This window comes from Streptomyces sp. NPDC038707 (genome assembly GCF_040636485.1).
Taxonomy (GTDB): Bacteria; Actinomycetota; Actinomycetes; order Streptomycetales; family Streptomycetaceae; genus Streptomyces.
This window is the reverse complement of the sequence record NZ_JBEZUP010000049.1, coordinates 1-23,768: the sequence shown is the minus strand read 5'-3', so window position 1 is coordinate 23,768 and position 23,768 is coordinate 1. Positions and strand designations below refer to the sequence as shown.

43 protein-coding genes are annotated in these 23,768 nt (G+C 70.5%); 36 read left to right on the top strand and 7 right to left on the bottom strand.

All coding sequences use genetic code 11. The features are described 5' to 3' along the window. Nucleotides 1–19 precede the first annotated feature (19 nt). The gene (gene cpt, locus AB0E62_RS37200) at nucleotides 20–541 is read right to left on the bottom strand and encodes a chloramphenicol phosphotransferase CPT (RefSeq protein WP_362204625.1); all 522 of its coding nucleotides are present in this window, start codon (nucleotides 539–541) and stop codon (nucleotides 20–22) included. A gap of 142 nt (nucleotides 542–683) precedes the next feature. Between cpt and AB0E62_RS37195 the strand changes: the two genes are divergently transcribed. Beyond that, complete coding sequence (locus tag AB0E62_RS37195) at nucleotides 684–1,613, top strand: NAD(P)-dependent oxidoreductase (protein WP_362204583.1); 930 nt, start codon at nucleotides 684–686, stop codon at nucleotides 1,611–1,613. A 29-nt stretch (nucleotides 1,614–1,642) separates the two neighbouring features. On the opposite strand, the gene AB0E62_RS37190 is transcribed toward AB0E62_RS37195, so the two are convergent. Then, nucleotides 1,643–2,335 carry a hypothetical protein gene (locus tag AB0E62_RS37190; RefSeq protein WP_362204581.1) on the bottom strand — a complete coding sequence of 231 codons (693 nt, stop codon included), beginning with the start codon at nucleotides 2,333–2,335 and terminating at the stop codon, nucleotides 1,643–1,645. A 342-nt stretch (nucleotides 2,336–2,677) separates the two neighbouring features. Between AB0E62_RS37190 and AB0E62_RS37185 the strand changes: the two genes are divergently transcribed. After that, nucleotides 2,678–3,418, top strand: a complete 741-nt coding sequence (locus tag AB0E62_RS37185) for a VCBS repeat-containing protein (RefSeq protein WP_362204578.1) — start codon at nucleotides 2,678–2,680, stop codon at nucleotides 3,416–3,418. Nucleotides 3,419–3,479: 61 nt separating this feature from the next. On the opposite strand, the gene AB0E62_RS37180 is transcribed toward AB0E62_RS37185, so the two are convergent. Together AB0E62_RS37180 and AB0E62_RS37175 are read right to left on the bottom strand one after the other, a co-directional pair. Then, nucleotides 3,480–4,139, bottom strand: coding sequence for a maleylpyruvate isomerase N-terminal domain-containing protein (locus AB0E62_RS37180; protein ID WP_362204575.1), 660 nt, complete (start codon nucleotides 4,137–4,139; stop codon nucleotides 3,480–3,482). 162 nt (nucleotides 4,140–4,301) lie between these two features. After that, entirely contained in the window at nucleotides 4,302–4,817 is a 516-nt protein-coding gene (locus tag AB0E62_RS37175) for a GNAT family N-acetyltransferase (RefSeq protein WP_362204572.1), read from the bottom strand. Nucleotides 4,818–4,984: 167 nt separating this feature from the next. Between AB0E62_RS37175 and AB0E62_RS37170 the strand changes: the two genes are divergently transcribed. Beyond that, a complete protein-coding gene (locus AB0E62_RS37170) occupies nucleotides 4,985–5,581 on the top strand; it encodes a hypothetical protein (protein WP_362204569.1) in 597 nt (198 codons plus the stop codon). Here AB0E62_RS37170 and AB0E62_RS37165 read toward each other — a convergent pair. Further along, nucleotides 5,571–6,932 (bottom strand): integrase, encoded by a 1,362-nt coding sequence (locus AB0E62_RS37165; RefSeq protein ID WP_362204566.1) that lies wholly within the window; start codon nucleotides 6,930–6,932, stop codon nucleotides 5,571–5,573. The two genes, AB0E62_RS37170 and AB0E62_RS37165, sit on opposite strands and share 11 nt — an antisense overlap. A gap of 429 nt (nucleotides 6,933–7,361) precedes the next feature. Then, nucleotides 7,362–7,772 carry a helix-turn-helix domain-containing protein gene (locus AB0E62_RS37160; RefSeq protein WP_362204563.1) on the bottom strand — a complete coding sequence of 137 codons (411 nt, stop codon included), beginning with the start codon at nucleotides 7,770–7,772 and terminating at the stop codon, nucleotides 7,362–7,364. Between the two features lie 174 nt (nucleotides 7,773–7,946). Between AB0E62_RS37160 and AB0E62_RS37155 the strand changes: the two genes are divergently transcribed. The 22 genes from AB0E62_RS37155 (at nucleotide 7,947) to AB0E62_RS37050 (ending at nucleotide 18,004) form a co-directional block, all read left to right on the top strand. After that, nucleotides 7,947–8,210, top strand: a complete 264-nt coding sequence (locus AB0E62_RS37155; RefSeq protein WP_362204560.1) for a helix-turn-helix transcriptional regulator — start codon at nucleotides 7,947–7,949, stop codon at nucleotides 8,208–8,210. A 3-nt stretch (nucleotides 8,211–8,213) separates the two neighbouring features. Then, nucleotides 8,214–8,513 carry a DNA-binding protein gene (locus tag AB0E62_RS37150; RefSeq protein WP_362204557.1) on the top strand — a complete coding sequence of 100 codons (300 nt, stop codon included), beginning with the start codon at nucleotides 8,214–8,216 and terminating at the stop codon, nucleotides 8,511–8,513. Between the two features lie 93 nt (nucleotides 8,514–8,606). Further along, a complete protein-coding gene (locus tag AB0E62_RS37145; protein ID WP_362204554.1) occupies nucleotides 8,607–9,041 on the top strand; it encodes a hypothetical protein in 435 nt (144 codons plus the stop codon). Further along, nucleotides 9,038–9,223 (top strand): hypothetical protein, encoded by a 186-nt coding sequence (locus AB0E62_RS37140; RefSeq protein WP_362204551.1) that lies wholly within the window; start codon nucleotides 9,038–9,040, stop codon nucleotides 9,221–9,223. The genes AB0E62_RS37145 and AB0E62_RS37140 overlap by 4 nt, the downstream gene beginning before the upstream one ends. Continuing rightward, nucleotides 9,220–10,293, top strand: coding sequence for a hypothetical protein (locus AB0E62_RS37135; protein WP_362204548.1), 1,074 nt, complete (start codon nucleotides 9,220–9,222; stop codon nucleotides 10,291–10,293). Before AB0E62_RS37140 ends, AB0E62_RS37135 begins: the two co-directional genes overlap by 4 nt. Next, nucleotides 10,290–10,670, top strand: a complete 381-nt coding sequence (locus AB0E62_RS37130; RefSeq protein WP_362204545.1) for a hypothetical protein — start codon at nucleotides 10,290–10,292, stop codon at nucleotides 10,668–10,670. The genes AB0E62_RS37135 and AB0E62_RS37130 overlap by 4 nt, the downstream gene beginning before the upstream one ends. Beyond that, nucleotides 10,667–11,098: a hypothetical protein gene (locus tag AB0E62_RS37125; RefSeq protein WP_362204542.1), complete on the top strand. Its 432-nt coding sequence runs from the start codon at nucleotides 10,667–10,669 to the stop codon at nucleotides 11,096–11,098. Before AB0E62_RS37130 ends, AB0E62_RS37125 begins: the two co-directional genes overlap by 4 nt. After that, complete coding sequence (locus AB0E62_RS37120; RefSeq protein ID WP_362204539.1) at nucleotides 11,095–11,292, top strand: hypothetical protein; 198 nt, start codon at nucleotides 11,095–11,097, stop codon at nucleotides 11,290–11,292. The genes AB0E62_RS37125 and AB0E62_RS37120 overlap by 4 nt, the downstream gene beginning before the upstream one ends. Continuing rightward, nucleotides 11,289–11,513 (top strand): hypothetical protein, encoded by a 225-nt coding sequence (locus AB0E62_RS37115; RefSeq protein ID WP_362204536.1) that lies wholly within the window; start codon nucleotides 11,289–11,291, stop codon nucleotides 11,511–11,513. Before AB0E62_RS37120 ends, AB0E62_RS37115 begins: the two co-directional genes overlap by 4 nt. Continuing rightward, nucleotides 11,510–12,559 carry a phage recombination protein Bet gene (gene bet, locus AB0E62_RS37110; protein WP_362204533.1) on the top strand — a complete coding sequence of 350 codons (1,050 nt, stop codon included), beginning with the start codon at nucleotides 11,510–11,512 and terminating at the stop codon, nucleotides 12,557–12,559. The genes AB0E62_RS37115 and bet overlap by 4 nt, the downstream gene beginning before the upstream one ends. 72 nt (nucleotides 12,560–12,631) lie before the next feature. After that, nucleotides 12,632–13,162, top strand: a complete 531-nt coding sequence (locus AB0E62_RS37105; protein ID WP_362204529.1) for a hypothetical protein — start codon at nucleotides 12,632–12,634, stop codon at nucleotides 13,160–13,162. Beyond that, complete coding sequence (locus tag AB0E62_RS37100) at nucleotides 13,159–13,887, top strand: exonuclease domain-containing protein (protein WP_362204526.1); 729 nt, start codon at nucleotides 13,159–13,161, stop codon at nucleotides 13,885–13,887. The genes AB0E62_RS37105 and AB0E62_RS37100 overlap by 4 nt, the downstream gene beginning before the upstream one ends. Then, nucleotides 13,887–14,258, top strand: a complete 372-nt coding sequence (locus AB0E62_RS37095; protein ID WP_362204523.1) for a hypothetical protein — start codon at nucleotides 13,887–13,889, stop codon at nucleotides 14,256–14,258. The genes AB0E62_RS37100 and AB0E62_RS37095 overlap by 1 nt, the downstream gene beginning before the upstream one ends. Next, complete coding sequence (locus AB0E62_RS37090) at nucleotides 14,255–14,494, top strand: hypothetical protein (RefSeq protein ID WP_362204520.1); 240 nt, start codon at nucleotides 14,255–14,257, stop codon at nucleotides 14,492–14,494. The genes AB0E62_RS37095 and AB0E62_RS37090 overlap by 4 nt, the downstream gene beginning before the upstream one ends. Nucleotides 14,495–14,906: 412 nt before the next feature. Continuing rightward, nucleotides 14,907–15,128 (top strand): hypothetical protein, encoded by a 222-nt coding sequence (locus tag AB0E62_RS37085; protein WP_362204517.1) that lies wholly within the window; start codon nucleotides 14,907–14,909, stop codon nucleotides 15,126–15,128. Beyond that, on the top strand, nucleotides 15,125–15,481 hold the full coding sequence (locus AB0E62_RS37080; RefSeq protein ID WP_362204514.1) for a restriction endonuclease: 357 nt from the start codon (nucleotides 15,125–15,127) through the stop codon (nucleotides 15,479–15,481). Before AB0E62_RS37085 ends, AB0E62_RS37080 begins: the two co-directional genes overlap by 4 nt. Beyond that, nucleotides 15,481–16,350, top strand: coding sequence for a hypothetical protein (locus AB0E62_RS37075; protein ID WP_362204511.1), 870 nt, complete (start codon nucleotides 15,481–15,483; stop codon nucleotides 16,348–16,350). The genes AB0E62_RS37080 and AB0E62_RS37075 overlap by 1 nt, the downstream gene beginning before the upstream one ends. A 1-nt stretch (nucleotide 16,351) precedes the next feature. Further along, nucleotides 16,352–16,918: a WhiB family transcriptional regulator gene (locus AB0E62_RS37070; protein ID WP_362204508.1), complete on the top strand. Its 567-nt coding sequence runs from the start codon at nucleotides 16,352–16,354 to the stop codon at nucleotides 16,916–16,918. Further along, nucleotides 16,918–17,091 carry a hypothetical protein gene (locus tag AB0E62_RS37065; protein WP_362204505.1) on the top strand — a complete coding sequence of 58 codons (174 nt, stop codon included), beginning with the start codon at nucleotides 16,918–16,920 and terminating at the stop codon, nucleotides 17,089–17,091. The genes AB0E62_RS37070 and AB0E62_RS37065 overlap by 1 nt, the downstream gene beginning before the upstream one ends. Next, nucleotides 17,088–17,414, top strand: coding sequence for a hypothetical protein (locus AB0E62_RS37060; RefSeq protein ID WP_362204502.1), 327 nt, complete (start codon nucleotides 17,088–17,090; stop codon nucleotides 17,412–17,414). Before AB0E62_RS37065 ends, AB0E62_RS37060 begins: the two co-directional genes overlap by 4 nt. Next, on the top strand, nucleotides 17,414–17,605 hold the full coding sequence (locus AB0E62_RS37055) for a hypothetical protein (RefSeq protein WP_362204499.1): 192 nt from the start codon (nucleotides 17,414–17,416) through the stop codon (nucleotides 17,603–17,605). The genes AB0E62_RS37060 and AB0E62_RS37055 overlap by 1 nt, the downstream gene beginning before the upstream one ends. Nucleotides 17,606–17,662: 57 nt before the next feature. Continuing rightward, nucleotides 17,663–18,004: a hypothetical protein gene (locus AB0E62_RS37050; protein ID WP_362204496.1), complete on the top strand. Its 342-nt coding sequence runs from the start codon at nucleotides 17,663–17,665 to the stop codon at nucleotides 18,002–18,004. Nucleotides 18,005–18,070: 66 nt separating this feature from the next. Here the strand turns inward: AB0E62_RS37050 and AB0E62_RS37045 are convergent, their stop codons facing one another. Continuing rightward, nucleotides 18,071–18,304, bottom strand: a complete 234-nt coding sequence (locus AB0E62_RS37045; protein WP_031096302.1) for a hypothetical protein — start codon at nucleotides 18,302–18,304, stop codon at nucleotides 18,071–18,073. A 222-nt stretch (nucleotides 18,305–18,526) separates the two neighbouring features. On the opposite strand from AB0E62_RS37045, the gene AB0E62_RS37040 reads away from it, so the two are divergent. From AB0E62_RS37040 to AB0E62_RS36990, 11 genes are all read left to right on the top strand, one after another. Next, nucleotides 18,527–18,931, top strand: a complete 405-nt coding sequence (locus AB0E62_RS37040; protein ID WP_362204493.1) for an HNH endonuclease — start codon at nucleotides 18,527–18,529, stop codon at nucleotides 18,929–18,931. Between the two features lie 14 nt (nucleotides 18,932–18,945). Beyond that, nucleotides 18,946–19,908, top strand: a complete 963-nt coding sequence (locus AB0E62_RS37035) for a hypothetical protein (protein ID WP_362204490.1) — start codon at nucleotides 18,946–18,948, stop codon at nucleotides 19,906–19,908. After that, nucleotides 19,905–20,462 (top strand): hypothetical protein, encoded by a 558-nt coding sequence (locus AB0E62_RS37030; protein ID WP_362204487.1) that lies wholly within the window; start codon nucleotides 19,905–19,907, stop codon nucleotides 20,460–20,462. Before AB0E62_RS37035 ends, AB0E62_RS37030 begins: the two co-directional genes overlap by 4 nt. Further along, a complete protein-coding gene (locus AB0E62_RS37025; RefSeq protein WP_362204485.1) occupies nucleotides 20,459–21,043 on the top strand; it encodes a hypothetical protein in 585 nt (194 codons plus the stop codon). The genes AB0E62_RS37030 and AB0E62_RS37025 overlap by 4 nt, the downstream gene beginning before the upstream one ends. Further along, on the top strand, nucleotides 21,040–21,351 hold the full coding sequence (locus AB0E62_RS37020) for a hypothetical protein (RefSeq protein ID WP_362204482.1): 312 nt from the start codon (nucleotides 21,040–21,042) through the stop codon (nucleotides 21,349–21,351). The genes AB0E62_RS37025 and AB0E62_RS37020 overlap by 4 nt, the downstream gene beginning before the upstream one ends. Continuing rightward, a complete protein-coding gene (locus AB0E62_RS37015) occupies nucleotides 21,348–21,725 on the top strand; it encodes a hypothetical protein (protein ID WP_362204479.1) in 378 nt (125 codons plus the stop codon). Before AB0E62_RS37020 ends, AB0E62_RS37015 begins: the two co-directional genes overlap by 4 nt. After that, nucleotides 21,722–21,925, top strand: a complete 204-nt coding sequence (locus AB0E62_RS37010) for a hypothetical protein (protein WP_362204476.1) — start codon at nucleotides 21,722–21,724, stop codon at nucleotides 21,923–21,925. The genes AB0E62_RS37015 and AB0E62_RS37010 overlap by 4 nt, the downstream gene beginning before the upstream one ends. Before the next feature lie 39 nt (nucleotides 21,926–21,964). Further along, nucleotides 21,965–22,183, top strand: a complete 219-nt coding sequence (locus tag AB0E62_RS37005) for a hypothetical protein (RefSeq protein WP_362204474.1) — start codon at nucleotides 21,965–21,967, stop codon at nucleotides 22,181–22,183. Nucleotides 22,184–22,209: 26 nt separating this feature from the next. Beyond that, complete coding sequence (locus tag AB0E62_RS37000; protein ID WP_362204471.1) at nucleotides 22,210–22,821, top strand: hypothetical protein; 612 nt, start codon at nucleotides 22,210–22,212, stop codon at nucleotides 22,819–22,821. Between the two features lie 31 nt (nucleotides 22,822–22,852). Next, nucleotides 22,853–23,512 carry a hypothetical protein gene (locus AB0E62_RS36995; RefSeq protein WP_362204468.1) on the top strand — a complete coding sequence of 220 codons (660 nt, stop codon included), beginning with the start codon at nucleotides 22,853–22,855 and terminating at the stop codon, nucleotides 23,510–23,512. A 9-nt stretch (nucleotides 23,513–23,521) separates the two neighbouring features. Then, on the top strand, nucleotides 23,522–23,768 hold a 247-nt coding region (locus AB0E62_RS36990), incomplete at its 3' end, for a hypothetical protein (protein WP_362204465.1).

Here is a 23,768-nt window from a genome sequence, read left to right as displayed (position 1 = left end):
GTACCGGCGGGCCCGCCCGTCAGCCCACGTGGGCGGCGATGGTCCGCGCGCACTCCAGGGACTCGGTACGGGTCGTGTCCACCACCACGTCGTACGACACCCCTTCGTGCACCGCGCGGGCCTGGGCCAGGGCCATGCCCCGCGTCCGGTCGCCGCGGGCGATCTCCCGCCCCGCGGCGACCTCGGGGTCACAGCGGACGCCGACCCACAGGACGGCCAGTCCGTCCAGGGCCTCGCGCCACCGGCGCTGCGAGGCGGCGCCGCCGAGGAACACATCGTCGACGACGACCCTGGCGCCCGCGCGGACCGACGCCGCGACACCCTGCCGCCAGGCCTCCTCCAGCGCCCGGAAGTCCGCCCCGACCCTCACCCGGCCGTCGGCCCCGAAGGCGATCCCGCCGTCCGCGTCCCGCAGCCTCGGCGGCAGCGCGTCCACGAACGCGTCGATGCCGAACGCCAGCCACGCATCCGCCAGTACGGTCTGCAGACAGCGCACGATGCCCGTCTTCCCCGCGCTGGAACCACCGTTGAGCAGGATCACCTGAGTCACCGGGCCACCGTACGCGGCCCGCCGACCGGGGCACCAAGGAGTTTTCGCGACCCGCCCCGGGTGGCGTGCGCGGACATGTGTACGGCTGGTGGAAGATCGGTCCTGCTACCGTCCCCGCCGGGAGGCGAACCGGGTGGACGTCAAATACCGCGAGCGCGAAGGAAGTTGCATAGTGACACTCACCGTGACCGTCCTGGGCACCGGCATCATGGGGGCCGCGATGGCCCGTAACCTCGCGCGCGCCGGACACACCGTGCGGGCCTGGAACCGTACCCGGGCCAAGGCGGAACCGCTCGCCGCCGAAGGCGTGCTGGTCGCCGGCACGCCCGCCGAGGCCGTCCAGGGCGCCGACGTCGTGCTGACCGTGCTCTACGACGGCCCGGCCGCCCTGGACGCCATGCGCGAGGCCGCTCCCGCGTTGCGCCCGGGCACCCTGTGGGCACAGTGCACCACCGCCGGCACCGAGGCCCTCGGCGACCTGGCGGCCTTCGCCCGCGAGCACGGCCTGGTGTTCTTCGACGCGCCCGTCCTCGGCACCCGGCAGCCCGCCGAGGCCGGACAGCTCCTCGTCCTCGCCGCGGGCCCGGCCGAGCACCGGGCCACCGTCACCCCGGTGTTCGACGCGATCGGCAGCCGTACCGTGTGGACCGGTGAGGACGGTGCCGCCGGCAGCGCGTCCCGGCTGAAACTGGTCGCCAACAGCTGGGTCGTCGCGGCCACCACGGCGACCGGCGAGACCCTGGCCTTGGCCAAGGCGCTCGGCGTGGACCCGCAGGACTTCTTCGACGCCATCGCCGGCGGCCCGCTGGACATGGGCTACCTGCGCGCCAAGGCCCGGCTCATCCTGGACGACGCACTGACGCCCGCGCAGTTCGCGGTGGCCACGGCCGTCAAGGACGCCCGGCTCGTCGTCCGGGCGGGCGAGGAACACGGGGTGCGTCTGGACGTGGCCGCCGCGAGCGCGGAGCGCCTGGAGCGCGCCGCCGCGCAGGGCCACGCCGACGAGGACATGGCCGCCGCCTACTTCGCCAGCTTCGGCGAAGCCGGGGCGCCGTCCGCCTGAGCGAGGGGCCCCGCGAGAGGCGGCCGGGCTCACTGGGCGGGGGCGGTGTCCTCCGCGTTCCCGGCCGTCTCCGGTGCCGGCTCGGCGGCCACGGTGTAGAAGACGGACGAGCCCTGCTTGCTGCGGTGCGCGCCGTTGCGGGCCACGAGGTTCTCCAGGGTGGTGCGCACGACCTTCGTCTGCACCCCCCGCTCGGGGTACGCCTTGCCCAGCGCCTCGGTGACCTCCGCGGCGGAACGCGGCTCGTTCTGCTCGGTCAGATACCGGCGGACCAGTTCGACGAGCGTGGGCTGCGTGGGCTGCGTGGGCTGCGTGGGCTGGGCGGACTGGGCGGACTGCGTCGGCTGAGCGGGCTCCGCGGGGGCCTTAGTGGCCGCCTTCTTCGCGGTCGCCGGCTTTCCGCTCGCTGTCTTTCCGGCCGCTGTCTTTCCGCCCGCCGTCTTCTTGGCGGTCGTCTTCTTGGCCGCCGGTTTCCTGGGGCTCGGCTTCTTGGCTTCGGGGCGCTGTGTCCCGACGCTCTGCCCGCGCGGAGCGGGTACGACCGCGCCGCCGGCCGGGGCGGCGATGCCGAGTGCCTGCCGCATGTTCAGCAGGATGGCGTGGTCGTGCTGGAGACCGGCCAACCGCTCCTGCAGTGCGGCGATTTCCGCGGTGATGCGGTCCTGTTCCTTGACGTTGTCTTCTAGGTCCTTGGTCACCTGGCTGACGTACTGAGACGCCAATTCGGTAACGGGACCAACGGTTTCCGGCATATCTACCTCCGGTTGTGGTGCGACACCTGGATGATACGGGTGAGTTAACCCGTTCTCACCGTTCGTGACGAACAGACACGACGGTCGGCTTTGGGTCAGGGACGCGGAGTCGGCCGCGGTGAGTGTCGCGGTCCGTTTGTCGCCGGTGGCGTCCGCCACCGTGCTCCCGGAGTCTCTCCGAAAAAGTGCGTGGCGGCTAACTCCGCAAGAAACCAAGGGACTTGACCGGTCGTCCCGTAGGCGTCGCGGTAGTGGCGCGCACACCGGCCCGGCCGCCGTACGTAGTCCTCCCCGCGGCTAGGATGCGTCCTCATGACGGCGCGCGGAGACACCGGTACTTCCCGGCGGGGGCACCGTGGCCGCGGGGCCCTGGTCCTGGCCGGTCTGCTGCTCTGTGCCGGCTGTGAGGACTCCCTGGGACAGCCCCCGCCACGCCCGGCCGGACCCCCCGCCGTCACCGCGTGTCTGACCGGCTCCGGGGACCTCGTCGCCGACGTGAACGACGACGGCCGCCCGGACCGGATCACCGACCCCTCCCACCACGGTGCCCGCCTGGCCATCGCCTTCGGCGCCGGCTCGTCCGGCGGACGGACCGTCACGGCACGGGGACTGGCCGACCGGACCGGGAGCCGGCAACCGTATGTGCGCGCCGCCGTCGCGGACTTCGACCGGGACGGCTGGAGTGACCTGGCCGTGGTCGCGGGGCGGGCCCAGGCCGGCGACGACCCGGTCCCGCCCCGCGTGGCCGAACTGCGGCTGGGGCCCTTCTCCGACACGGGCCGCGGCCGGCGCACCGTGCAGCTCGACCTGGGCGCCGCACAGGACATCGCCGTGGCCGACCACGACCACGACCGGTACCCCGACCTCGTGGCCTACACCTACGCCGGCGACGGGGTGTACGAGTTCCGGGTCCGCCTCGGCGACCCGCGCACCGGACTCGGGGCCGGCGCCCGCGCGCACACCACGGACGCCGGTGCCACCGGCTACGACCCGCCGGCCCGCCTCCCGCACGCCCGCCTGACGCCCTTCTACCCGGCCTGTCGGACCGGGTGACGGCGCCGGGACGCCCCGGCCCCGGTCGCGGGCTCTCCGGGACGGCACGTGCGGGGCGGGCTCAGCCGAGCACCAGCGGGAGCGTTCCTGCCAACGGGCCGTCCAGTGCGGCCCGTTCGGCACCGGTCGGGGCCCGGCGGCCCGTGCCGATCCGCAGCGCGTCCTCGTCGGACCAGGACGCGGGGAAGGGCGCCCCGGCGATCTCCTCCAGCATCGCGCGCGTCCGGGCGAGGCCCTCGGCGGGTGGCCGGGCCGCACCCGGGAGGTGTGCGATCAGGTCCAGGTGGTGCAGGGTCCACTCCAGGACGTACGCGGAGAGGTAGTCGCCGGCGGTGAGGACCATGTCCTGGGTGCGCACCCGCAGTCCGGGATCGGCCAGCGCCGCCGCGCGTCCGGCGGCCGAACCGACGTCGTCCAGGTGGAACTTCAGCAGGGCCGGCTCCTCGTACGCGGCGGCCAGCCGGACCGTCAGCGCGTCCAGCGGGTCGTCGCCGGCCGGCGGTGTGTCGGTGACGTGCCAGTAGGTCACCGCGTCGTGCGTGGGCTCCTCCGTGGCGGGGGTCACCAGGGTGATCAGCACATCCTGGGAGTCGATGACCAGATGGCACACCAGGTCCCGGACGAGCCAGCCCGTACAGCCGGACGGCCGCGTGAAGTCCTCGTCGGCGAGGCCGGCGACCGCCGCCCGCAAGGCGCTCCAGGAGCGTTGGAAGAGGTCCACACCCGCACGCTAACAGCGCCCCGTGAACCGCTTCCACCGGGTTTACCCGGTCGTCCCCGGGACGCCCGCCACACCGTCCTCCGGTCGCCCGAGGTGTCCGGAGAGGCGGCCGCCTCCCGCCCCGCGGGCCGGACTCGCGCACCGCGCCAGCGCGCACGCCGCTCAGAACGACGCGTCCACGAAGCCCATCTTGCGGTTCATGGCGATGACACTGGCGTTCGCGGGGTGATGGAACGTCCGGACCGTGGTCGCCCCGCGCTCCCGGGCGAAGGCCAGGCCGAGGGTCTTCATGGCGACGGCGATGCCGCGGCCCCGGTACGCGGCCCGCACCCCGGTCATCTCGTTGAAGACGAACTCCGGGTGGACCGAGGCGGCCGCCATGCCGATCCACGCGTCGCCGTCCAGGGCGATCACCACGCCGTGGGGGGCGTAGCCGGCGGAGGCGAAACGGCGTTCGGCGTACTCCTCGTACGAGTAGAACTCCCCGCGCTCCGGGATGTCCGCCGAGCATTCCTTGTTCAGCTCGTACAGGGCGCGCCGGTGTTCCGGGGTGTCGCCCAGCTCGGCGAGGGTGGCGAAGCGGATGCCCGCCGCGCGGCAGCGCTCCACGTACGGCTGGAAGCGGGGCGCGTCGAACGCGGCGACGTCCAGTTCGACCTTCACCCAGTGGTCGGCCATGCTGTCCCCTCCGTCGGCGCGTGGTTCGCCTCATCCTGTCAGCGGATCGCGAGCAGGCACAGGGATGTTCACCTCCATGAACTTTGCTCACATGGGTGTGCATGACTGGTGACGGTGTGCCAAGCTCGGCCGACTTCACTCGAAGACGGCGGAGTGGGAGGGCGAGCATGAGCGTTTCCCGGCGTGCGCTGCTGGTGACGGCGGCCGGTGCGGCGGTCGCGGGTCCGGTCACGGAGGCGTCCGCGACACCCTCGGCGGCGGCCGGGCCGGCACCCTCGGCGGCCGGACGGGCGGAGTCCGCGGCGACCCTGCGGACGCTGAGCGCGGCGGCGGACTACGCCGTGGCGAAGGTCCGTGCCGTGGCGCCCCGCGTGACCGGCTTCCCGGTCGGCACCAAGTTCGAGAAGTGGACGTACTCGCGCGGCGGGGACTGGGTGGGCGGCTTCTGGCCCGGGACGCTGTGGATGGCGTACCTGTACAGCGGAGACGACTTCTTCCGTGCCCGGGCCGTCGAGTCGGCCCGGAACCTGGCCCCCCGCCAGAGCGACACGAGCACCCACGACCTCGGTTTCCTGTTCTCCCCCTCCTGGGTCACCGCCTGGCGGCTGACCGGCGACGACGAGTGGCGCACCGGCGCGATACGGGCGGCGGACTCCCTGATCCGGCGGTACGACCCGCGCGGCGGATTCATCCGGGCGTGGGGTGCGCTGACCGACACCGCCAACGCCGGCCGCGTGATCATCGACACGATGACTACTCCTTAAGCATCGGCAGCGCGCTGAACAGCGGAGATGCAACGTCGTTCCCTCGCAATGGGAGACGAATGGGAAACGGGGGCACCCACAGCCCTGCCGCAACGACCTGCTTCTCCCACACTTCTTGCAGGTACTGGACGATCCGTTCCTCCATCGCGAGCGTCACCTCGGTGTAGGCACCCTCCATCCCCGGCAGTTCGTGACCCAGCCGCCCCTCCTTGGCCACCTTCGGGATGTCGGCGCCGGGCTCGTCCAGCAACGCCCTGTGCCAGTGCCGCAGCCGATAGATGTCCTGCCCGGCCATCTCAGGTACGGCCGGCACCTTCGGCCGCGCATTGCGCCCAGTTCGTTCTTCGGCTCCGTCGCGGATGGGGTACCAGTAGTCCCGGTTGAAGCTTGCGCTCACCAGCGGACGCCCTGTCATGGACGTGAAGACGAACGGCTGGTCATGGTTCGCCAGTACGGCCTCGTGCATGTGGTGCAGGAAGGGCGGGATCACCAGTGTGCGGTGCGACTCGTACTTCGGACCGGCCAGCGTGGGCTTCCCCGCGACGCGGTACACCTGGTACTGGACTCGCAGTGCATGGAAGCGGTCGCCATACCTGCTCAAGGCCTCCGAGCGCCGATCTTCATCGGGGTCTGACGCAGGCCAGTGCGGAGAGGCATAGCCGCGCTGGAGACCGCGCATCTCGCCGGGTGGGCGCATTCCGGTGAAGGCGATGGTCCAGATGTACACCCAGCCGGCGTAGCCCCACACGGTGTGCGCGTTGACGGCGAGCTGATGAATGGGCTCGATGGGCAAGTGCTTCTTCTCGCGCCGAACCTTCTTCTTCGTGTACTTGCCACGTCGGTTTTGCGTGACGATCGGCGAGTCAGTACGCAATCTGTACTTGGTCATCGCGTCGACCATCATCGTGCGGAAAAGGCCGCAGAGCTGAGCCGCATAGTTGTCGGAGTACCGCTCCTCGATGCTCTTTTTCCAGCGGTCGTACTCGATGGGCGTGATCTCTCCGACGGGACGGCCTTGCCAGTCGGGGGCAATAACCGTCTTGATCATCGACTTGTAGACTCCAAGCGACCGTGGCCGCAGGTCGGCGGCCTCGTACCAGGTCCACGCGTACTCATCCATGGGCGTCTTGCTGGACGCGTGCGGGATGTGCTTGCCGTGCCGGACTTCGTATTCACGGTCTAGGCCGTACTTGTAGGCCTCGTCCTCATCCGCGAATGGGACGCCCTTCTCGGGGCCTGACGCTGAGTCGTACAGTTTCTTTTTCGTGGCTTTGCCGTCGGCATCGAGCTTGTACGTGCCGTTCCACCACTTAACGCGGATGCTGTTGCCGCGAACTTCCACACTGGGCATGTGTCATCCCCCCAATGATTGGTGTGTTGGGGGCGTGGCGGGCACCCCTGCCGCCAACGCCTCCGCTGGACTGATCCCTACGATGCCTGACCTATCGGGCAGCCGCCGCAGGTTTTGCAGTCCCGGCCCTGTGCCTTCATGAATCGCCTCACGCGCCCCTGAATGGCACGGTCTTCGACGGTCCTGGAGGACAGGACGCACACCTTCTCTCCTGCTACTTGGGTCGGGTAGCCGAAGCTGTTCGGCCCAAGATCGAGATAGATGACATTACTCACCGGTCCCCCTTATGTGGCTTGGGACCTCCGCGGGTGGGTGCTGTCAGCCTCGCACGGTGAACGCGTGAACGGGAGGGGGTTGTTGAGGTTTCATTAGCCTAGGAGGGTTACGTTTCGGTTACGATGAAAAGGTTGTACGGGGGAACGTTCCTAGTCAGGAGCCATCTGTCACGATTCCCGCGCTTCGCAACTTCTCCACAAGTTCGTTCACGAAGGTGTCAAGCTCGCCGATCGGGGCAGCCGGGAGGGTTGCTCTCGCCGTATCCCAGGCCATCTGTCGAGCCTGGTCTTCGGTGAGGGTTGCAGGAGTTGACGACGTTGTCGTGTCGCCGGCGAAGGCGGGTTCACCTCCCTCTGCGATGGCGATGCAGCTGCCGGTGGCCCAGCCGAGCGCCTTGTCGACCTTGACGTAGGTGGACTCGTACACCTCCTGCCCCTCTTCGACACGCTTCCATGTGTTCCGGGAGACGCCAGCTGCGGCGGCGGCAGCGTCGCGCGATGAGTACTGCTCCAGTCGGTGCATCTTCACGCGCTTCGCGAGGCGGTCGAGATCGGGGGTGGCCATGTCGACATGTTCTCAGGTCCATCCAGTTCCATCCAGTTCCAACCAGGTAATCAATCGGATCCGATGCGTGCAGGGTCATTCACAGTCAGCCAAGCTCTACCTACGGGTCAGTTAAGGTCAATCTCGTTGGTTCAGGGGTAGACAACCAGGGTCAACCAAGGTTAGTTTTTAGGCATGCACCAACCGTTGACCTACGAGGTCAACGGGGACGCGATCCGCGAGGAGCGCATGCAAGCGGGGCTGACCCAGACCGAGTTGGCCAGACGTGCGGGCATAACCCCCCGCTATGTCAGCCACCTCGAAACCGGCACCCGCAGACACATGGGCCCCCAGACGTACCGGCGCCTCCGCGAAGCCCTCAACGCGACCGATGCACGCCTACGGCTTACGCCTCCTCGCCCGACCGAGGACCCTCCTCACCCTGCCGAAAGGGAATGACCCGTGCCCACGGATAAGAGCTGGTACCACCGGCCGCAGCCGCCGGCCGACCCGGACCAGGAGTACATGACGGTGCAGGAGACGGCCTACGTACTGCACGCCAGCACCAACTGGCTCCGCCGCCTGCTGAAGGACAACCCGCACCTGTGCGGCAGGAACGGGAAGCGCGGCCGGATCGTCACGAACCGCGAGCAGCGCGCCGCCATCCACGCCGTCCGCAGCGCCGGCGACCCGCGTCAGGGCCGCTCAATGCCGCGGTCCCGCCGCCCGGCCGCCCGTACTCGGGCTGCTGTCGCCGCCTGACCTACCCCTGAACGCGCCGAAGGGCCGCCCGCTTTGACCGGCCTGGCGACCCCACGACTCGGCGCCCCTACCACAGAGAAAGCAGAGGTCACCGTGACCACATCATTGCAGATTCGCAGCAGGGTGATCCCGCTGCACCAGACGCCGCAGGCGCGGCCGACGACCGTCACGGCGGTGTTCCGGGCGGCTGCCCGGCTGATCGTGGCGAACGGCCACCACCAGGGCGACTACTGCCCGGACCCGTTCGACCGCGTGTCGAAAACCTCGCACGCCGACCGTCCGCTGTCGATCGTCGCGGCGATCCGCTGCGTCGTGTCGGGCAGCCCGCACCGGGAGACGCCGCTCGCCGAGGCTGCTGTGAAGGCGCTGGCCTACCGGCTGGTGGTGGACGACGAGCCGGCGTGGAACGACGAGTCGTTCTGGCTGGAGACGCACGTCGCGAACTGGGGCGACGTTGAGGGCCGGACCGTCGAGTCGGTTGTCGCGGTGCTGGAGGCGGCTGCGGACGCCACGGAGGTGGCGGCATGAGTGCGCTGCGGATGGTCCGTGCGGAGGACCTGGAGGAGGCCCGCCTCGCTGAGGTGGACCAGGAGTTCCTGGAGTACTTCGGTCCGGACTTCGCGTCTTGGCGGCCGTGGCAGCAGGAGCAGTACCTGGCCGCGATCGACCAGGTGCACGCCGAGTTCGCCCCGCAGGGGGTGGCAGCGTGAACGCGAAGCGTGTGAGTGCGGCGGCGGATCTGATCCACCGGGCGCAGGAGAACGGGAAGCGGACGGCGGCGGGGATCGCGGCTGATCTGGACGCGGCATGCATGTTGCAGTCGCCCGAGGTGGCCGCCGAGCTGGCCAACTTCCGCACCATGTACGACGCGGTCAGCGCCCGAGAGCACGGGCTGATCGAGGAGCGCGACACGCTGCGGGCCCGGGTCGCCGAGCTGGAAATCGGGCAGGCGCAGGCCAAGAACGATGCGGCGCAGGCTCGCCGTGAGCTGGCCCTGATTCGCGAGCGGGTGTCGGAGCCGTTCGGCTGCACGCACTGCGGTGTGACGAAGCGGGGGCATGGCCGCCGGTACATCAGCGGTGTGGGCATGCACGCGTGGGAGCGCCCCACGGACGAGCAGGTCAAGGATCGGATGCTGGCTCGCCGTGCGGCGCGGGCGCCGTGGCCGGGGAAGCTGGAGCTGGACCGTGCGCATGAGGAGCTGATCGGTGAGGCTCTCTCCTTGTACGAGGAGGAGCAGGAGAACGCGCGGTTGCGGCTGGCGTTGAAGTCGGCGCAGCGCGGGCGGCAGCAGCTCCGGGCCCAGGTTGCCGCGCTGCTGAAAGAGCGGCACCGGACGAATGAGTGGGCCGACGACGCGGCGAAGGCGTTGCGTGCGAACCGGGACCGGATCGCCGAGTTGGAGAAGGAGCGCGCGCGGTACGTCGGTGCGGAGCCGACGATCGCGGAGGAACTCGCCTACCTGTCCCGCTGCCTGGACTCGGTGCTCGCGTGGTGCGAGAAGACCGAGGCTCGGGCGCCCGAGCTGGTCGCGGAGGTTCGCGCGGCGGCGGAGGGGATGGTCGAGCGCACCTCGTACCCGCCGGCGCTGCCGTGGGCGCGGCTGATGGACGACGAGGATCTCGCCGAGTTCCTGGACGACCTCGCCCTCGCGCTGGAGGCCGCCGAAGACCTGGACGCGCTGGCCGAGGTCGAGGACGCGTGCGCCCGCTGGCGGCTGATCGCTGAGGCGCAGCACGGCCACAACACCGCACCCGGACCCGGCGAGGAGATCCGATGAACCACTCGAAGAAGCCGCAGCAGTCCTTCTCGCTCGGCGCGAACCACCTGCACGGCGTCGCCCGGTTCGACAAGATCCGCACCGACACGTTGGTGCAGCTGGTGCAGCACTGGGCGGATCCGGACTCCCGGGACGACGTGATCGACGCGCTGGACGAACTCGCCGCTGTCGTGGCTGGCGTCGCCCGGGAGGGCGAGCTGGACGCCGCGTTGGAGCAGGTCGAGGACGTGGCCGGGATGGAGACGGCACAGGTCGAGGTGTCGATGACGGACGCGCGTCGCCTGCACGAGGAGTTGACCGAGGTGAACCGGGTGCTGTCCCGGTTCCGGCTGCGGGCCGCCGAGGTCCCCGCCCAGCGCGAAGGGAGCGCGGCATGAACGTCGTCATCAACCCCGGAACGGGACCGATCCCCGAGGCCACCGAAGAACAGGCCACCAAGAACATGACCGCCTTCCTCCTCGACCTGCGCACACGCGACATCCCGGCCTACGCCATCAGCCGCCGCCCCGCCACGCGCGACTACGGCGACGGCCGGTACGCCTACCTCGTCCACCTCGATGACGGAACCAGCACCGAGGTCCAGATGCCCGGCCTCCCGCTGGACCAGGTCCGCTGGCTCGGTGCCGACGGTCAGGACATCTGGCAGTTCCCTCGCCTGTACGTCGATGACTCGTCGTGGATCTGGTACTTCGCCCTGAACTGCTTCGAGCCCGACGACGCGCCCTCCCGGCAGCCGAACGGAACGGTGCAGGGCGGCGAGCCCTACGTCTTCACGACGATCCGGCTCGGGGGTGACGAGCGATGACCGCGCTTCAGCCCGAGATCACCGCGCTGGTCGCCCGGCAGAGGGAGCAGCGTCTCGCCGAAGGCGTCGCCGCCGAAGCCCGCCACCAGCTCGACCCGGCCGACGCCGCGTTCGCCGCGCTGGCCTGCGACCACCCCGAGACCTGCTCGTGCGACCGGGACTACCCCGGCTGGGCCCCCGGAGGCGTGCGGTGAGCCAGCGACCCGTCCGGTCCCTCGTCTGCGACAAGCCGCTCTGCACCGCCCGGTTCGTCATCGCACGGAAACGCCTCGTCTCCGAGGGGACGCTGCGCCGGGCCGCCCGCCAGCAGGGCTGGAAGCGGACCCCCGGCAACCGGGACTACTGCCCCGACCACAACCCGTGGCCCGGCTTCACCGCCTGGGCCACCACCACCCCGACCGGAGGTGCCGCGTGAGCGCCGAGATCACCAAGGCGGGTGGCGCACTCGCCATCCGCCCCGACCAAACCGACTGGACTCCGCAGCAGGCGGCCGTGCTACAGCAGTCCGGCATCGACAACCAGGTTGCCCCCGCCGAGCTGTCCGCGTTCCTCCACCTGTGCCAGCGCACCCGGCTGGACCCGTTCTCCCGGCAGATCTACCTCATCGGCCGGTACGACAAGCGGCAGCAGCGCAAGGTGTACACGCCGCAGACCAGCATCGACGGATACCGTGTCATCGCCCACCGGGCCGCCGCCGAAGCGGGCCAGGCGCTCGGCTATGACGACACCCTGTGGTGCGACAAGTCCGGGCAGTGGCGGGACGTCTGGCTGGCCGACGCCCCGCCGGCCGCCGCGAAGGTGACCGTGATCCGAAACGGGATGCGGTTCTCGGCCGTGGCCCGGTACAGCGAGTACGTCCAGACGAACCGGGACGGCAGTCCGTCCGGGCTGTGGGGCAAGATGCCCGCGACCATGACGGCGAAGTGCGCCGAGGCGCTGGCACTGCGCATGGCGTTCCCGCACGACCTGGCTGGCGTGTACACGGCCGAGGAGATGGCGCAGGCCGACAATCCGGCGTCGGACGACCGACACTTGCGCAGCATCCAGATGGGTGAGCGTGACCCGTGGACCGCACCGCGGACCGCAGCTCAGGGGCGGGACTACCTGCACGAGGCGCGTGAGGCTGCTGACGCGGACGTCGTCCGCCGGATCTGGCTCGACGCGCGGGCCGATGGCGCAGTGCCGGAGTACCTGGAGCAGATCGCCGCTGTCGGTCGCGAGAAAGCCGTCGCGCAGGCGCCTGCCGCTCCCGCTGAGGACGACGTGCCGGACGTCGAGGTCGTTCCGGAGGGCGAGACCGAAGCCGACGCCGCCGAGCGGGAACTCCGCGTCGCCGCCGCGAACGCCGGACTCAACAACCTCGACGAGGAGTTCGAGCGCAGCTACGGCCTGCCCATCAGCGAGGCTGGCGCCCAGCAGATGCGCGAGATGACAGCCCTCTTGACCGGCTCCGCCGCCTGATCACGTCACGAGTTGGGGCCGTCCTGCCCGTCTGAAGCAGGCAGGGCGGCCCCGCCCAAGGAGACCACACCCATGAACTTGAAGGAAGCAGCAGCGCGCGAGGCCGCGCTGAAGACGCTCCTCGACACTGTCAAGGACGCGTACGAGGACGCTCGCAAGGAGACTCGCGCCGCGCTCGAAGTCGCCGCGCAGGAGACCGGCGTGCGACAGGTCGCCGTCGCGTTGCCGGACGGTCCGGACATCGCCACCGTCAGCCTCGCCAGCGGCGAGGTCGCCGCGAAGATCGTGGACGAGGAAGCGTTCACCGCCTGGGTGCTGGCCAACTACGGCACCGAAATCGAGCGGAAGTTCACCACCACCGTCCGCGCCGCGTTCACCGACCGGCTGCTAAAGCAGATGACCGCGGCCGGCGCTGCCGAATACGCCGACCCGGAGACCGGCGTCATTCACGAGGTGCCCGGTATCACCATCGCTCCGGCCCGCGCGCGCACCCACTCCGTCCGTTTCAAGAAGGACGGCCGCCAGCAGGTGATGCAGGCCTGGCGCGAGGGCCGCCTCACCGCCGCCGTGCTGCCCGAGCTGACCGCCGGGGGTGCCGAGTGAGCTGGTACTTGGGCAGGCTTGCCGGCTTCGACCTGGAGACCACGGGCGTCAGCCCGGTCCGGGACCGGATCGTGCAGGCCTGCGTCGTGCAGTGCGGCGGCACCCAGCCGGTCGCCTCAGCCACGTGGATGGCCGACCCGGGCGTTGAGATCCCGGAGCAGGCCGCCGCGGTGCACGGCATCACCACCGAACGGGCCCGTGCCGAGGGCCGCCCGGCTGGCGAGGTGGTCGAGCAGGTTGTCACCGCACTGACTGCGGTGGTCCTGTCCGGGATCCCGGTGGTCGCGATGAACGCGGCCTTCGACTTGACGATGCTGGACCGGGAGGCCCGCCGGCACGGCGTGCAGCCGCTCGCCGACACGGTCGGTACGGATCTGCGTGTCGTGGACCCATTCGTGCTGGACAAGCACGTCGACCCGTACCGGTCCGGCCGTCGGACTCTGACGGACCTGTGCCGCCACTACCAAGTGCCGCTCGACGGCGCGCACGACGCCGCGGCGGATGCACTGGCCGCGTGCCGGGTGGCGTGGCGGATCGCCAACGTCCACTCGAAGATCGGCAACGCCACGCTCGACCAGCTGCACGAGAAGCAGATCGGCTGGGCCCGCGAGCAGGCCGAGTCGCTCGCCAAGTACTTCCGGAACACCCCCGGCAAAGAGGACCGCGCCGCCACGGTGCGCGGTGACTGGCCCCTGATCCCGCACCAGAGGAAGGAGGGCCAGTGATGCTGGTCTCCAAGTCGAAGTACACGGACCTCCAGCGCGCGCTGAAGGTCGAGACCGGCCGCCGGGAGCTGGCCGAGGCGAAGATCGAGCAGCAGGCCACCACGATCGCCCGGTTCCAGGCCCAACGGGACGACCTCCGCTCCCAGCTCCAGCACCTCCAGGACGAGCACCCGGACACCCCGGTCTCGGTGCAGCCCGCCGTGGGTGACGCCCGGGTCGCGCAGATGCTGGCCCTGTCGGAGCGGGCCCGGCGCTCACTGGACGAGCAGGTTCGCGCCCTGCACAAGGTCAACATGCAGCAGGAGCAAGAGATCGTGGTGCTGCGCGTGCAGCTCGCCGCCCTCCAGCCGGTCAAGGAGAGCGCGTCGTGACCCCGGAGATCACCCTCGGCGCCGCCTCCCTCATGGGCGCCCTCGTCATCGCCACCGCCGCCGTCCGCTGGGCAGTCCGCCCGACGGCGGCCCGCGCCCGACACGCACGGGTGCACGGGGCCGCCATGGTCCAGCAGTGGACGTACTGCCCGGCCTGCGCCCGGCAGATGACGGCCACCGTTCACGGCTCCACGCTGCGCTGCGACGCCGGCCACCTCATTGGGGAGGGGCTGTGAGCAGCAGGAAGCACAGTCGCCTCATCACCTGTGCCGCGTGCGGAAAGAGCCGTGAGCACGGAGGCCACGGCTGGTGCCGGACCTGCCTCACCCGGTGGGTCTACCACGGCAGGCCCGCTGACGGACCGCCTCCTCCCTCCTCGCCCGCACCGTGCGGCACGGATGGTGCCTACCAGCGTCACCTCCGCAAAGGGGAGGAGCCCTGCCAGGCATGCCGCGACGCGCACGCCGCCAAGCAGCGTGCGTACACGCGGCGTCACTCGGTCTCCAGTCACTGGAGCCGCGAAGAGGCGCGGGCCGCGGTAGCTGTCGCGGCTCGTTCCAAGGGGGTCGCGGACTGCCGTCTCGTCCTCGAAGCCCTCGGCCTGGCGCCCTCTGGCGCGGCGCGCCGTGATCACGTTGGAAGGGCAGCATGACCGTCGTAGCCATCATCGTCCTCGCCGTGTGGGCGCTCGGCATCGTCGTCCTCACCGTCGCATTCGCCGTAGCCGGACGTGAACACCCGCTGGTCGACGCGGCGATGTTCACCGACCCGGTCCGCACCTGCCTCTCCCTGGCCCTGGTCACCGTGTTCTGGCCGGCCGCCGTCGCCGCCACGGGGCTGCGCCGCCTGATGGAAAGGGGTCAGCGATGACCAGCAACTACGAGAAGGGCCGCGCGCTGGAGCACCGCGTCCGCGCCCACCTCCGCGAGGAGGGCTACGAAGTCCTGCGCACCGCCGGCTCCAAGAGCAAGGTGGACCTGGTCGCGATCAAGCCGGGGCAGATCCTGCTCGTCCAGTGCAAGCGGTCCGGCGCCCTGCCGCCCGCGGAGTGGAACGCGCTGTGGGACCTCGCGGCCATGGTCGGCGCGGTCCCGGTCCTCGCCGAGCAGCTCCCGCGCGGGCGCCGCTACTGGCGGCTCACCGCCCGCAAGGACCAGCCCGGGAAGCGGCAGCCGTACGTCGAGCTGACGCTGGACGAACTCGCCGCGGGGGTGGCTGCCTGATGCCCACCCCTGTGAACGCCTCGGACACGGACATCCTCGCGTTGCTCCGCGACGGGTACAGCAACCTGCGGATCTCCCGCGAACTCCATGTCGACAAGACCCGAGTCGCCCGCCTGCGCCGCAAGTACGACATCCCCAACGTCACCTTGCAGCCCCTCACCCTCGAAGAAAAGTGGGCCACCCGTACCAAGCTCATCGACGGCGGGCACCTGGAATGGCTCGGCGAACGCGCCGGTGCTGCCAGCACGCCGGTCATGCGGTACAAGGAGGCCAGCTACAGCCCCGCCGCAATCGCTTTCGAGAAGAAACACGGTCGGCCCCCGCAGGGTTACGTCAAGGCCGAGTGCGAATACCCGCACTGCGTTGCCCCCGACCACGTCAACGACGAAGCCGGACGGCAGGAAGCCCGGCGGAAAGTGCGGGCTGAGCGCGGTCTCGGAGACCTGCCCACCCAGTGCGTCCGAGGCCACGACCAAGCAGAACACGGCAGGTTGGAGCCCGACGGCAGCGCCTACTGCGGCATGTGCAAGGTGCTGGACAAGCGCGCCCAGCGCGACCCGTCCACGCCCCGCTGGATCAAGCCGCGGGCCACATCACTGGAAGAGGCGTTCCGGCTGCGCGCCAAGCCGGTCGATGGCGGGCACGTCCGCTGGACGGGGCCCATCACCAACACCACGCCGAACCTGAGATACCGGGGCGCCAATCACTCGGCGTACCGGATCGCATTCCGTCTCCACTACGGCCGCGACCCCGAGGGCCAAGCCCGGCCCGTGTGCGGCGTGCCGGGGTGCTTGGCCGGTGGGCACTTGGAAGACCGGCCTATGCGGCAGCGCACGGCGTCCCTCTTCAACGCGATCTTCGGAGCCTGACATGAGCAACTACACCGGCGCTGTCCCTGACACAGTCCGGCAGCCGGACTGGCGGACCCACGGCGCGTGCCAGTACGAGGACCCGGAGCTGTTCTTCAAAACCGGCACCGAGGAGATCGCGAAGACCGTGTGCCGCGGCTGCCCGGTGCGCGAGGACTGCCTCACCCATGCACTGGACGAGCGCATCGAGGACGGCGTGTGGGGCGGTCTCACCGAAGACGAGCGCCGCAACATCCGTCGGCAGGCCGTCCAGTGGAAGCTGACCGCCGTCGAGACCCAGCGGCGCCTCCGGCTCGCCGAGCAGCCGCCGCGCCCACGGACCATGCAGGAGGTGTTCGAAGAGAGCATCCTCGCGGTGCGCGGCGACCACCTCGAATGGACCGGCCCGGCCAAGCCCAAGTTCGGGGGGCGCGCCTACTCGCCTGCACAGCTCTCGTTCATCGTCAGCCGCGGCCGGGCCCCCGAGGGCGCGGTGTTGCGCCGGTGCGGCACCCCGGAGTGCGTCCGCCCCGAGCACCTGACGGACGGCGCCGAGCGCCGCGCGGCCAGTCTGCCGACCGCGGCCTGATGGACACCGGCGCCGGCCCGGTCTGCGACATCCCCGCCCCGCACGAGGGCCCGGTCCGCCTGTACCCCGCCGGGTGGCTGTGCACCACGCACAGCCCCTGGCGGGCCCGCGGACTCCCCGAACCACCACCCGCCTACACACCCCGCCCGCAGCAGGAGGAGGACGCCCGATGATCGCGCCGATACAGCCCGCGCTGGACGGCACCGTGCCCGCGCCGGTCGTGGACTACCACTCGTGGGTCGACACCGTGCGGCCCGCGTTCGTGGCCGCCGCGCAGTCCGGCCGCCGGTTCACGGTGTACGAGGTCGCGAAGGACGCGGGACTGCCGGAGCCGCGGAACCCGAAGGCCGACTGGGGGAACCTCACGCAGGCCCTCGTCCGGGACGGGCTGTTGGAGCACTGCGGGTTCGACCGCACACTCCGCCCGTCGGGGGAGCACTCCGCGGTGTCCGTGTGGCGCGGCACCCGCGCGGCGCAGGCGGGGCGGGTCGCGTGATGGCCGCGCGCTCGTGGCGCCCCAACGGGCCCGGCAGCTTCCAGGCCCCGCCGGATGTCCGCGCGGTCACCGACCGGGCCGGCCGCCGGTGGACGAAGCGCGGCGCCCGCTGGACCGCGACCGGCTCCCACTTCATCCGCTGGCGAGTCCTCGTCGCCGAACACGGACCCGTCACCGAAACCGACACCTGACCCGCGGCCCCGCCGGGCCGAATCCGGCGGGGCCACACACCCCAAGGAGAACACGACATGGGCTACTACCCGTCCGCCTGGCTCGCCTACGGCGTCCAGATCCCCGACACCACCAGCGACCAGCTCGAAGAGGCCCTCGGCTCGCTCGACGGCCAGCAGCGCGGCGACAAGGCCGACCACGTCGGCTACCTCCACGCCGGCCGCTACGACGCCGAGGACACGTACCTCGTCACCCAGGCCACCGAGGCGGAGATCGGATCGTCCGTCGTCGTCGCCCCGAACCGGACCACGGGCGACCAGTACGCCGACTGGGACCACAACATCGCCGCCGCGGCCCGCGCGCTCGGCATCACGGACCCGGTCGAACCGGCCTGGCTGCTCATCGCGCACGTCGCCTGACGCACACAGCACAGCCCCGCACCAGCTCGGTGCGGGGCCCGGAGAGAAGAGGGGAGGGGAACGGTGTCAGGACTCGGCGGACTTCGCGCGCTGTTCCTCGACCTCGCGCACCAGCCGGCGGACGTGCTCGCGGGTGTACCCGGTCACCGCGACGACTTCGGACTGCTTCATGCCCGCCTCTATGGCGTCGGCCATGACGACGGCCAGCGCGGCGCGTGCCGCCTCGGCGCGGTCCTCGGCGGTCTTCTTCGCGCGCACTGCCTTTCGCAGGGCAGCGACGGTCTCTTCGGTGGCGGGCATACCTGCATGTTCGCACATCGAGGTGGCCTCACGGAAGTCGCCCCCACTGCCTCGTTTCCGATACTCGCGTGTGGCCACATGAATGTGGCATCATGGATGTGCGCAAGAGATCCATAAGGGGCGGCGACGCACCCATGCCCTGACCAGCGCAAACAAAGGACCACGGCCGAGATGGCAACCCTCAAGATTCACAGTCGGGCGTTCACTCACCCCAAGGTCGTCATGGCAGGTAATGCCGCCACCGGCCTCTGGGTGCGGCTCGCTGCCTGGGCTGTGCAGTACCACCCCGGAGAGTGGCACGTCCCGGCCGACCTAGTCCGCAGCTACGGCACCACCACACAGATCCGGCGCATGACCGCGGCCGGCCTCGCTACCCAGACCGACGGTGGCTACGAACTCAACGCCGAACTCCTCGACTGGTGCCGCAGCGACGCGCGCGCCGCCATCCCCGAGGAACAGCGCCGCCGCATCTACGAACGCGACGGCCACGCCTGCCTGATCTGCGGGGCCACCGATGACCTGACCCTCGACCACATCTACCCCTGGTCCCTCGGCTGCCCCGACACCGACGACAACCTCCGGACGCTCTGCCGCTCCTGCAACAGCTCGAAGGGGGCCAAGGTCTAATGCCCTGGGTCAAGTTGGACGACCGGTTCCCTTCCCACCGGAAGGTCGCGCTGCTGTCCGATCGGGCGTTCAGGCTGCACGTCTCCGCGATCTGCTGGTGTTCCGAGAACCTCACTGACGGCCGCATCGCCGACCGCGAGCTGCCCCTCGTCGCCAAGATCCGCGGCCTCAAGGCCACCGCACAGCAGTTGGTCGACGCCGGCCTGTGGGACCGGATCGAGGGCGGCTGGGAGATCCACGACTACCTCGACTACAACCCGTCCCGCGCGCAGGTGCTGGCCGAGCGGAAGAAGAACGCCGAGCGGCAGGAGCGGTTCCGTCAGCGGAGGAACGGCAAGCCGGTCCCGCCGGACGGTAACGGCGTTACGCCGGACGGCTCGGATGCGCCTGGAATGCACGACGGCGACACGAACGCAGCACGACAGCGACACGACGACGACACGACGACGACCGGAAACGGTGCAGTTCTGGAGACTGAACCACAGGTCAACGACTTCCGTAACGGCGTTACTAACGGCGCCCCGTCCCGTCCCGTCCCGACCCGACCTCTATCTATGGCTGATGTAGATGGGGGAGGTGCAGGTAGTAGCGCCTCCGAGGACTACGGCCCCACCCCGATCGAGGTCGACGGCTTCCACCTGAACGACGCCATGCGCCGCTGGGCCCACGCCACCTACCCCGGGTTGGACGTCGACCACTCCACCGCCCAGTTCATCTCCCACTACCGCTCGACCGGCGCCCGCCGGAAGTCGTGGCCGGACGCCTGGCAGAAGTGGATCCGCGACGACGCCAAGAAAGCCGCCGAACGCGGCTACACCGGCGGCAACCTCCCCGCGGTCCCCGGCCAGAACGTCATCCCCTTCGCCGGCCGCCAGCAAGTTCAGCAGGCAGAGACCGACGCCTGGTTCGAACGCGCCATGGCCCGAGCCCGAGCCCGCGACGAAGCCGCCGCCCAATCCCAGGAAGGAACCGCATGAACAGCCAGGAAGCCGCCGTGCTCTGCCGCTACGTCCGAGCCCTCTGCCCCCAGCAGAAGTTCGACGAGTTCACCCCCGACGCCTGGGCCGATGTCCTCGGCGAGTACACCCTCAACGACGCCCGACAGGCCGCCGCCCGCGTCGCAAAGCGACAGCCGTTCGTCGCCCCCGCCGAGATCGCCGACGAAATCACCACCATCCGCCACGAGCGCACCCACAACTTCGTGTACGAGCCCCCGCCCGGCGACCGCGACCCGAACTACATCGACAACTACCGCGCCCAACTCGCCGCCACCGGTGACGGCTACAGGCCGCCCGTCGTTGACACGCCCGCCCTCACCGCCCGGCCTGTCGACAACCTGCTCAAGCAGGTCGGCCGCACCATCCCCCGCGAGGTAGCAGCCGTCCGCCGGCCCGGCCCCCTCGGCATCACCTGCCCCGACTGCCGAGCCCCCATCGGCCGCCCATGCCGCACCGGCGCCGGACGCGAACGCGCACCCCACGAAAACCGAGAGCACGCCGCCCTCCAGCCCCGCACCGAGGAGACCGCATGAGCGCCGAACTCACCACCGAGCAGCGCGAGCACCGCCGCAAGCAGGCCCACGCCGCCATCGCCACCGCCGTGTACGACACCTACGGCCAACAGGACACCGACCGCTCCCAGCGCATCGCCGACACCGCCATGGACGCGCTCGGAGACTTGGCCGCCGAGATCATTGCCGACGGCACCCTCTTCAAGGGCCTCAACATCGAGAACGGCGTCGTCACCCTGGAGACCGAGCCCGCCCGCGAGATCCTCCTGACGCTCGTTGCGTCGATGCGCACGATGCTCGATGAGTACGGCGCCGAGAACTACCTCGAAACCGAGATCACCGCCCCTCGCGAGCCCAAGGTCGAACTCGACCTCCAGGACGGACAGAACCCGCAGGACTCCTACACGGTCACGATCCAGCGTCGGCGCCGCCCCACCCCTCACGAGTTCCGGCAGCGCGCCGAGGCCCGCATCGCCGCCGTCCTCGCCGAGTGCGACGCCATCGAGAACGAGAATCACGGCCAGCACGACGAAGACGCCGACGGCATGCGCGAAGCAATCCGCCGTATCCGTTCCGTCCTCGCCCAGGGGGCCGTCCGATGACCGCCCGCAAGCCCGGGGCCCCCATGCCCGCCCAGTTGCGCGCCCTCATCCACAGCAGCGTCGCCCACCCCGCCCGCACGGTGCCGTGCCCCCACTGCCACGCCAGCGCCGGCCGACCCTGCACCCTCCGCACCACCGGCCAGCACCTCCCCGAACCCCACCCCCAACGCGTCAGCAACTGGGCCCAAGCCGCCGCCGTCTGCCCCGAATGCCAGGTCGAGCCCAAGACGCCGTGCCACGACGCCGGCCGCCCCCTCCGCTACGTCCACGACCGCCGCACCACCGAAGCCAAGGAAACCGCAGCATGACTGTCTCGCTCTGCAAGCACTCGTTCCCCGTCCAGCCCCCGCACGGCACCCTCGCCAACCCCGGCCCCTGCGCCGGCTGCGGCACCACCTGGGCCGACGTCCAAGCCGAACTCGACCGGCAAGAGAACGCCCTCCGCCTCGGCACCGCCCACGAATCCATCTGCACCTGGTGCCACCAGCGTCGCGTCGTCTTCCGCTACGTCCGCGAACAGCAGCCCTGGGACCAGGAACCGCACCCCGTGATCTGGCTGTGCGCCCGCGACTGGTCCCGCGCCCGCCAGACCGAGGAAGAGACCGGCTTCATCGACTTCAACGACCTCTTCGACCACGGCACAGACGAGCAGCTCGCTGCCGGACTGCGAGGCGCGCGGTGAGCCCCCTCGACCGGCTCCTCGCCGAGACGATCCCGATCCGGCCGGCACCCCCACCTGGCAGCCCGGCACGCGACCAGACCCCCAGCCACTGGACTCCGCAGCAGCAAGACGCCCACTGGCAGGCCCTCTGCGCCGCCGTCGGCACACCCGGAGCCCCGCGCCCCACCGAACACACGAACGCCCGCCAGAACGCCGCCTAGCCCCCGCACACCGCAACCCCAACCACCAAGGAGCACGACGTGTCGTACCCGCCCGCCGATGACCGACTCCGCCACCTGCTCGCCCAGCGGATCAACTGCCACGTCGACACCTGGAAGCTCGCGTTCTTCATCGCTGGCGCAATCGCCGACGACCCCGAGGTCCGCGCCGAACTCGACCGCATCGCCGCCGCGCACACCGCGGGCCAGCCCTGCGGAGACCGGAACTGCCGCGCCTGCTTCACCGCCGCCACCGCCTGACCACCCACCTCACCCCTGGAGACCTGATGCCACACGACCCGCAGCCCCTCGACCTCGACGCCATCGATGCCGTGATCGCCGCCGCCACCTCCGGCCCGTGGGAGATGGAACTGGAGCAGTGCGACTGCTCCGACGGCCTGTGCAGCCACGGCACCTACGTCAGCGCCGTCTACGCCAACGGTGAGCGGCGCAACGACTTCGTGGACTTCCCGGATGCCGACTGGCAGTTCGCCGTTCGCGCACGGGCCGCCATGCCTGCCATGGCCGCCGAGATCCGCCGCCTCCGCGCCGAACTCGCCACCGCGCAGGCCCAGCACGCATTCACCCTCCGCCAGCGCAACAACCGCTCCCGTCGCCTGCTCCACCTGCGAGACCTGGCAAAGGCCGGCGACCCCAACGTGCTGACCGCCGCAGCACTGGACACCCTCGCCGCCTCCCGCGACGACCACCCGCCCGCCGTGGAGACGCACGTCGTCGCCGACGACAGCGACGACCCCGAGCACGTGGACGACTACCCCGGCTACACCCGCCCGTGCGGCCACACCGACTACCACGACCCGCACGAGTGGTTCGAGCGTCCCAGCGTCTGGTGCCCCGGCATCAGCTACGCCGACGACGAGCCCGCCGCCCGACCGTGACCACACCCACACCAACCACCAGGAGCAGCAAGTGATCGAGACTGTCCCCGAACAACTCGCGCTCCCGTCCTGGGACACTGCCACCACAGCAGATGCCTGGCGGGACCGCGCCCTCCACACCGCCCGCACCGCCATCAACCCCGCCCTGCACTCCGGCTACACCGCATTCACCACCGGACAGCTGACCATCGACAGCGTCAGCGACACCACCATGGCCCTCGTCACCGACAGCCCATGGGCGGCGAACGCCATGCGCACCGTCCTCCTCGACGCCGGCTACGCAGTCGACAGCGACCCTGACCACACCAGCACCCGAATCACAGCGTGGGCTGTCCGCCAAGCACCCCAGGCTCCGGCCACCGACCTCGTCATCACCATGAGCACGGACGACTCCGTCAACGGCGGCCAGTACGTACTCACCGGCCCTGACGGATGCATCGAGCAGCAGTACGGCGCCGGCGGCCACAACGACCTGGTGGCACACGCCCCGCATCCCCACCCCGGCGCTACACGCGGCGTGTGCACCAGGCACGGCGCCCTCTGCTTCACCCGCTACGCCTGGCCCCATCGCGCACGGGTCCGGCACCTCCTCGCAGCCGATACCGGCGCCTGGCGGATGACGGCCGCCGCGGAACAGCGGATGCGAGATCTGTACATCCGTCACATCCACGCCACCCGACCCACCGTCTGAGGAGCATCGATGGACATCACGTTGACCATGTGGACCGTCACCGTTGGCGATGAGGATGGCCAAAGCCTCGCCGTCCTGGCGTTTGGCCGCGACAGTGCCCGTGCGGCTTTCGACAAGCAGGTGGCGCAGCTTCCTGCTGAGGCGACCGTCCAGCCGAGCCTGCCCACCGGGCTGACAGCGGCCGCAGGTCTCGACTGGGTGCGGATGGAGCCCCGCCCGGTGCAGGTCTCTCTGCCCGATCTGATCTCCGCGATCG

Coding starts and splice junctions, on each gene's coding strand:
- AB0E62_RS37185 (WP_362204578.1), top strand. CDS start 2,678: ATGACGGCGCGCGGAGACACCGGTACTTCCCGGCGGGGGCACCGTGGC.
- AB0E62_RS37175 (WP_362204572.1), bottom strand. CDS start 4,817: ATGGCCGACCACTGGGTGAAGGTCGAACTGGACGTCGCCGCGTTCGAC.
- AB0E62_RS37170 (WP_362204569.1), top strand. CDS start 4,985: ATGAGCGTTTCCCGGCGTGCGCTGCTGGTGACGGCGGCCGGTGCGGCG.
- AB0E62_RS37165 (WP_362204566.1), bottom strand. CDS start 6,932: ATGCCCAGTGTGGAAGTTCGCGGCAACAGCATCCGCGTTAAGTGGTGG.
- AB0E62_RS37160 (WP_362204563.1), bottom strand. CDS start 7,772: ATGGCCACCCCCGATCTCGACCGCCTCGCGAAGCGCGTGAAGATGCAC.
- AB0E62_RS37155 (WP_362204560.1), top strand. CDS start 7,947: ATGCACCAACCGTTGACCTACGAGGTCAACGGGGACGCGATCCGCGAG.
- AB0E62_RS37140 (WP_362204551.1), top strand. CDS start 9,038: ATGAGTGCGCTGCGGATGGTCCGTGCGGAGGACCTGGAGGAGGCCCGC.
- AB0E62_RS37130 (WP_362204545.1), top strand. CDS start 10,290: ATGAACCACTCGAAGAAGCCGCAGCAGTCCTTCTCGCTCGGCGCGAAC.
- AB0E62_RS37125 (WP_362204542.1), top strand. CDS start 10,667: ATGAACGTCGTCATCAACCCCGGAACGGGACCGATCCCCGAGGCCACC.
- AB0E62_RS37120 (WP_362204539.1), top strand. CDS start 11,095: ATGACCGCGCTTCAGCCCGAGATCACCGCGCTGGTCGCCCGGCAGAGG.
- AB0E62_RS37105 (WP_362204529.1), top strand. CDS start 12,632: ATGAACTTGAAGGAAGCAGCAGCGCGCGAGGCCGCGCTGAAGACGCTC.
- AB0E62_RS37095 (WP_362204523.1), top strand. CDS start 13,887: ATGCTGGTCTCCAAGTCGAAGTACACGGACCTCCAGCGCGCGCTGAAG.
- AB0E62_RS37085 (WP_362204517.1), top strand. CDS start 14,907: ATGACCGTCGTAGCCATCATCGTCCTCGCCGTGTGGGCGCTCGGCATC.
- AB0E62_RS37080 (WP_362204514.1), top strand. CDS start 15,125: ATGACCAGCAACTACGAGAAGGGCCGCGCGCTGGAGCACCGCGTCCGC.
- AB0E62_RS37075 (WP_362204511.1), top strand. CDS start 15,481: ATGCCCACCCCTGTGAACGCCTCGGACACGGACATCCTCGCGTTGCTC.
- AB0E62_RS37070 (WP_362204508.1), top strand. CDS start 16,352: ATGAGCAACTACACCGGCGCTGTCCCTGACACAGTCCGGCAGCCGGAC.
- AB0E62_RS37065 (WP_362204505.1), top strand. CDS start 16,918: ATGGACACCGGCGCCGGCCCGGTCTGCGACATCCCCGCCCCGCACGAG.
- AB0E62_RS37060 (WP_362204502.1), top strand. CDS start 17,088: ATGATCGCGCCGATACAGCCCGCGCTGGACGGCACCGTGCCCGCGCCG.
- AB0E62_RS37055 (WP_362204499.1), top strand. CDS start 17,414: ATGGCCGCGCGCTCGTGGCGCCCCAACGGGCCCGGCAGCTTCCAGGCC.
- AB0E62_RS37050 (WP_362204496.1), top strand. CDS start 17,663: ATGGGCTACTACCCGTCCGCCTGGCTCGCCTACGGCGTCCAGATCCCC.
- AB0E62_RS37045 (WP_031096302.1), bottom strand. CDS start 18,304: ATGCCCGCCACCGAAGAGACCGTCGCTGCCCTGCGAAAGGCAGTGCGC.
- AB0E62_RS37040 (WP_362204493.1), top strand. CDS start 18,527: ATGGCAGGTAATGCCGCCACCGGCCTCTGGGTGCGGCTCGCTGCCTGG.
- AB0E62_RS37030 (WP_362204487.1), top strand. CDS start 19,905: ATGAACAGCCAGGAAGCCGCCGTGCTCTGCCGCTACGTCCGAGCCCTC.
- AB0E62_RS37025 (WP_362204485.1), top strand. CDS start 20,459: ATGAGCGCCGAACTCACCACCGAGCAGCGCGAGCACCGCCGCAAGCAG.
- AB0E62_RS37020 (WP_362204482.1), top strand. CDS start 21,040: ATGACCGCCCGCAAGCCCGGGGCCCCCATGCCCGCCCAGTTGCGCGCC.
- AB0E62_RS37015 (WP_362204479.1), top strand. CDS start 21,348: ATGACTGTCTCGCTCTGCAAGCACTCGTTCCCCGTCCAGCCCCCGCAC.
- AB0E62_RS37000 (WP_362204471.1), top strand. CDS start 22,210: ATGCCACACGACCCGCAGCCCCTCGACCTCGACGCCATCGATGCCGTG.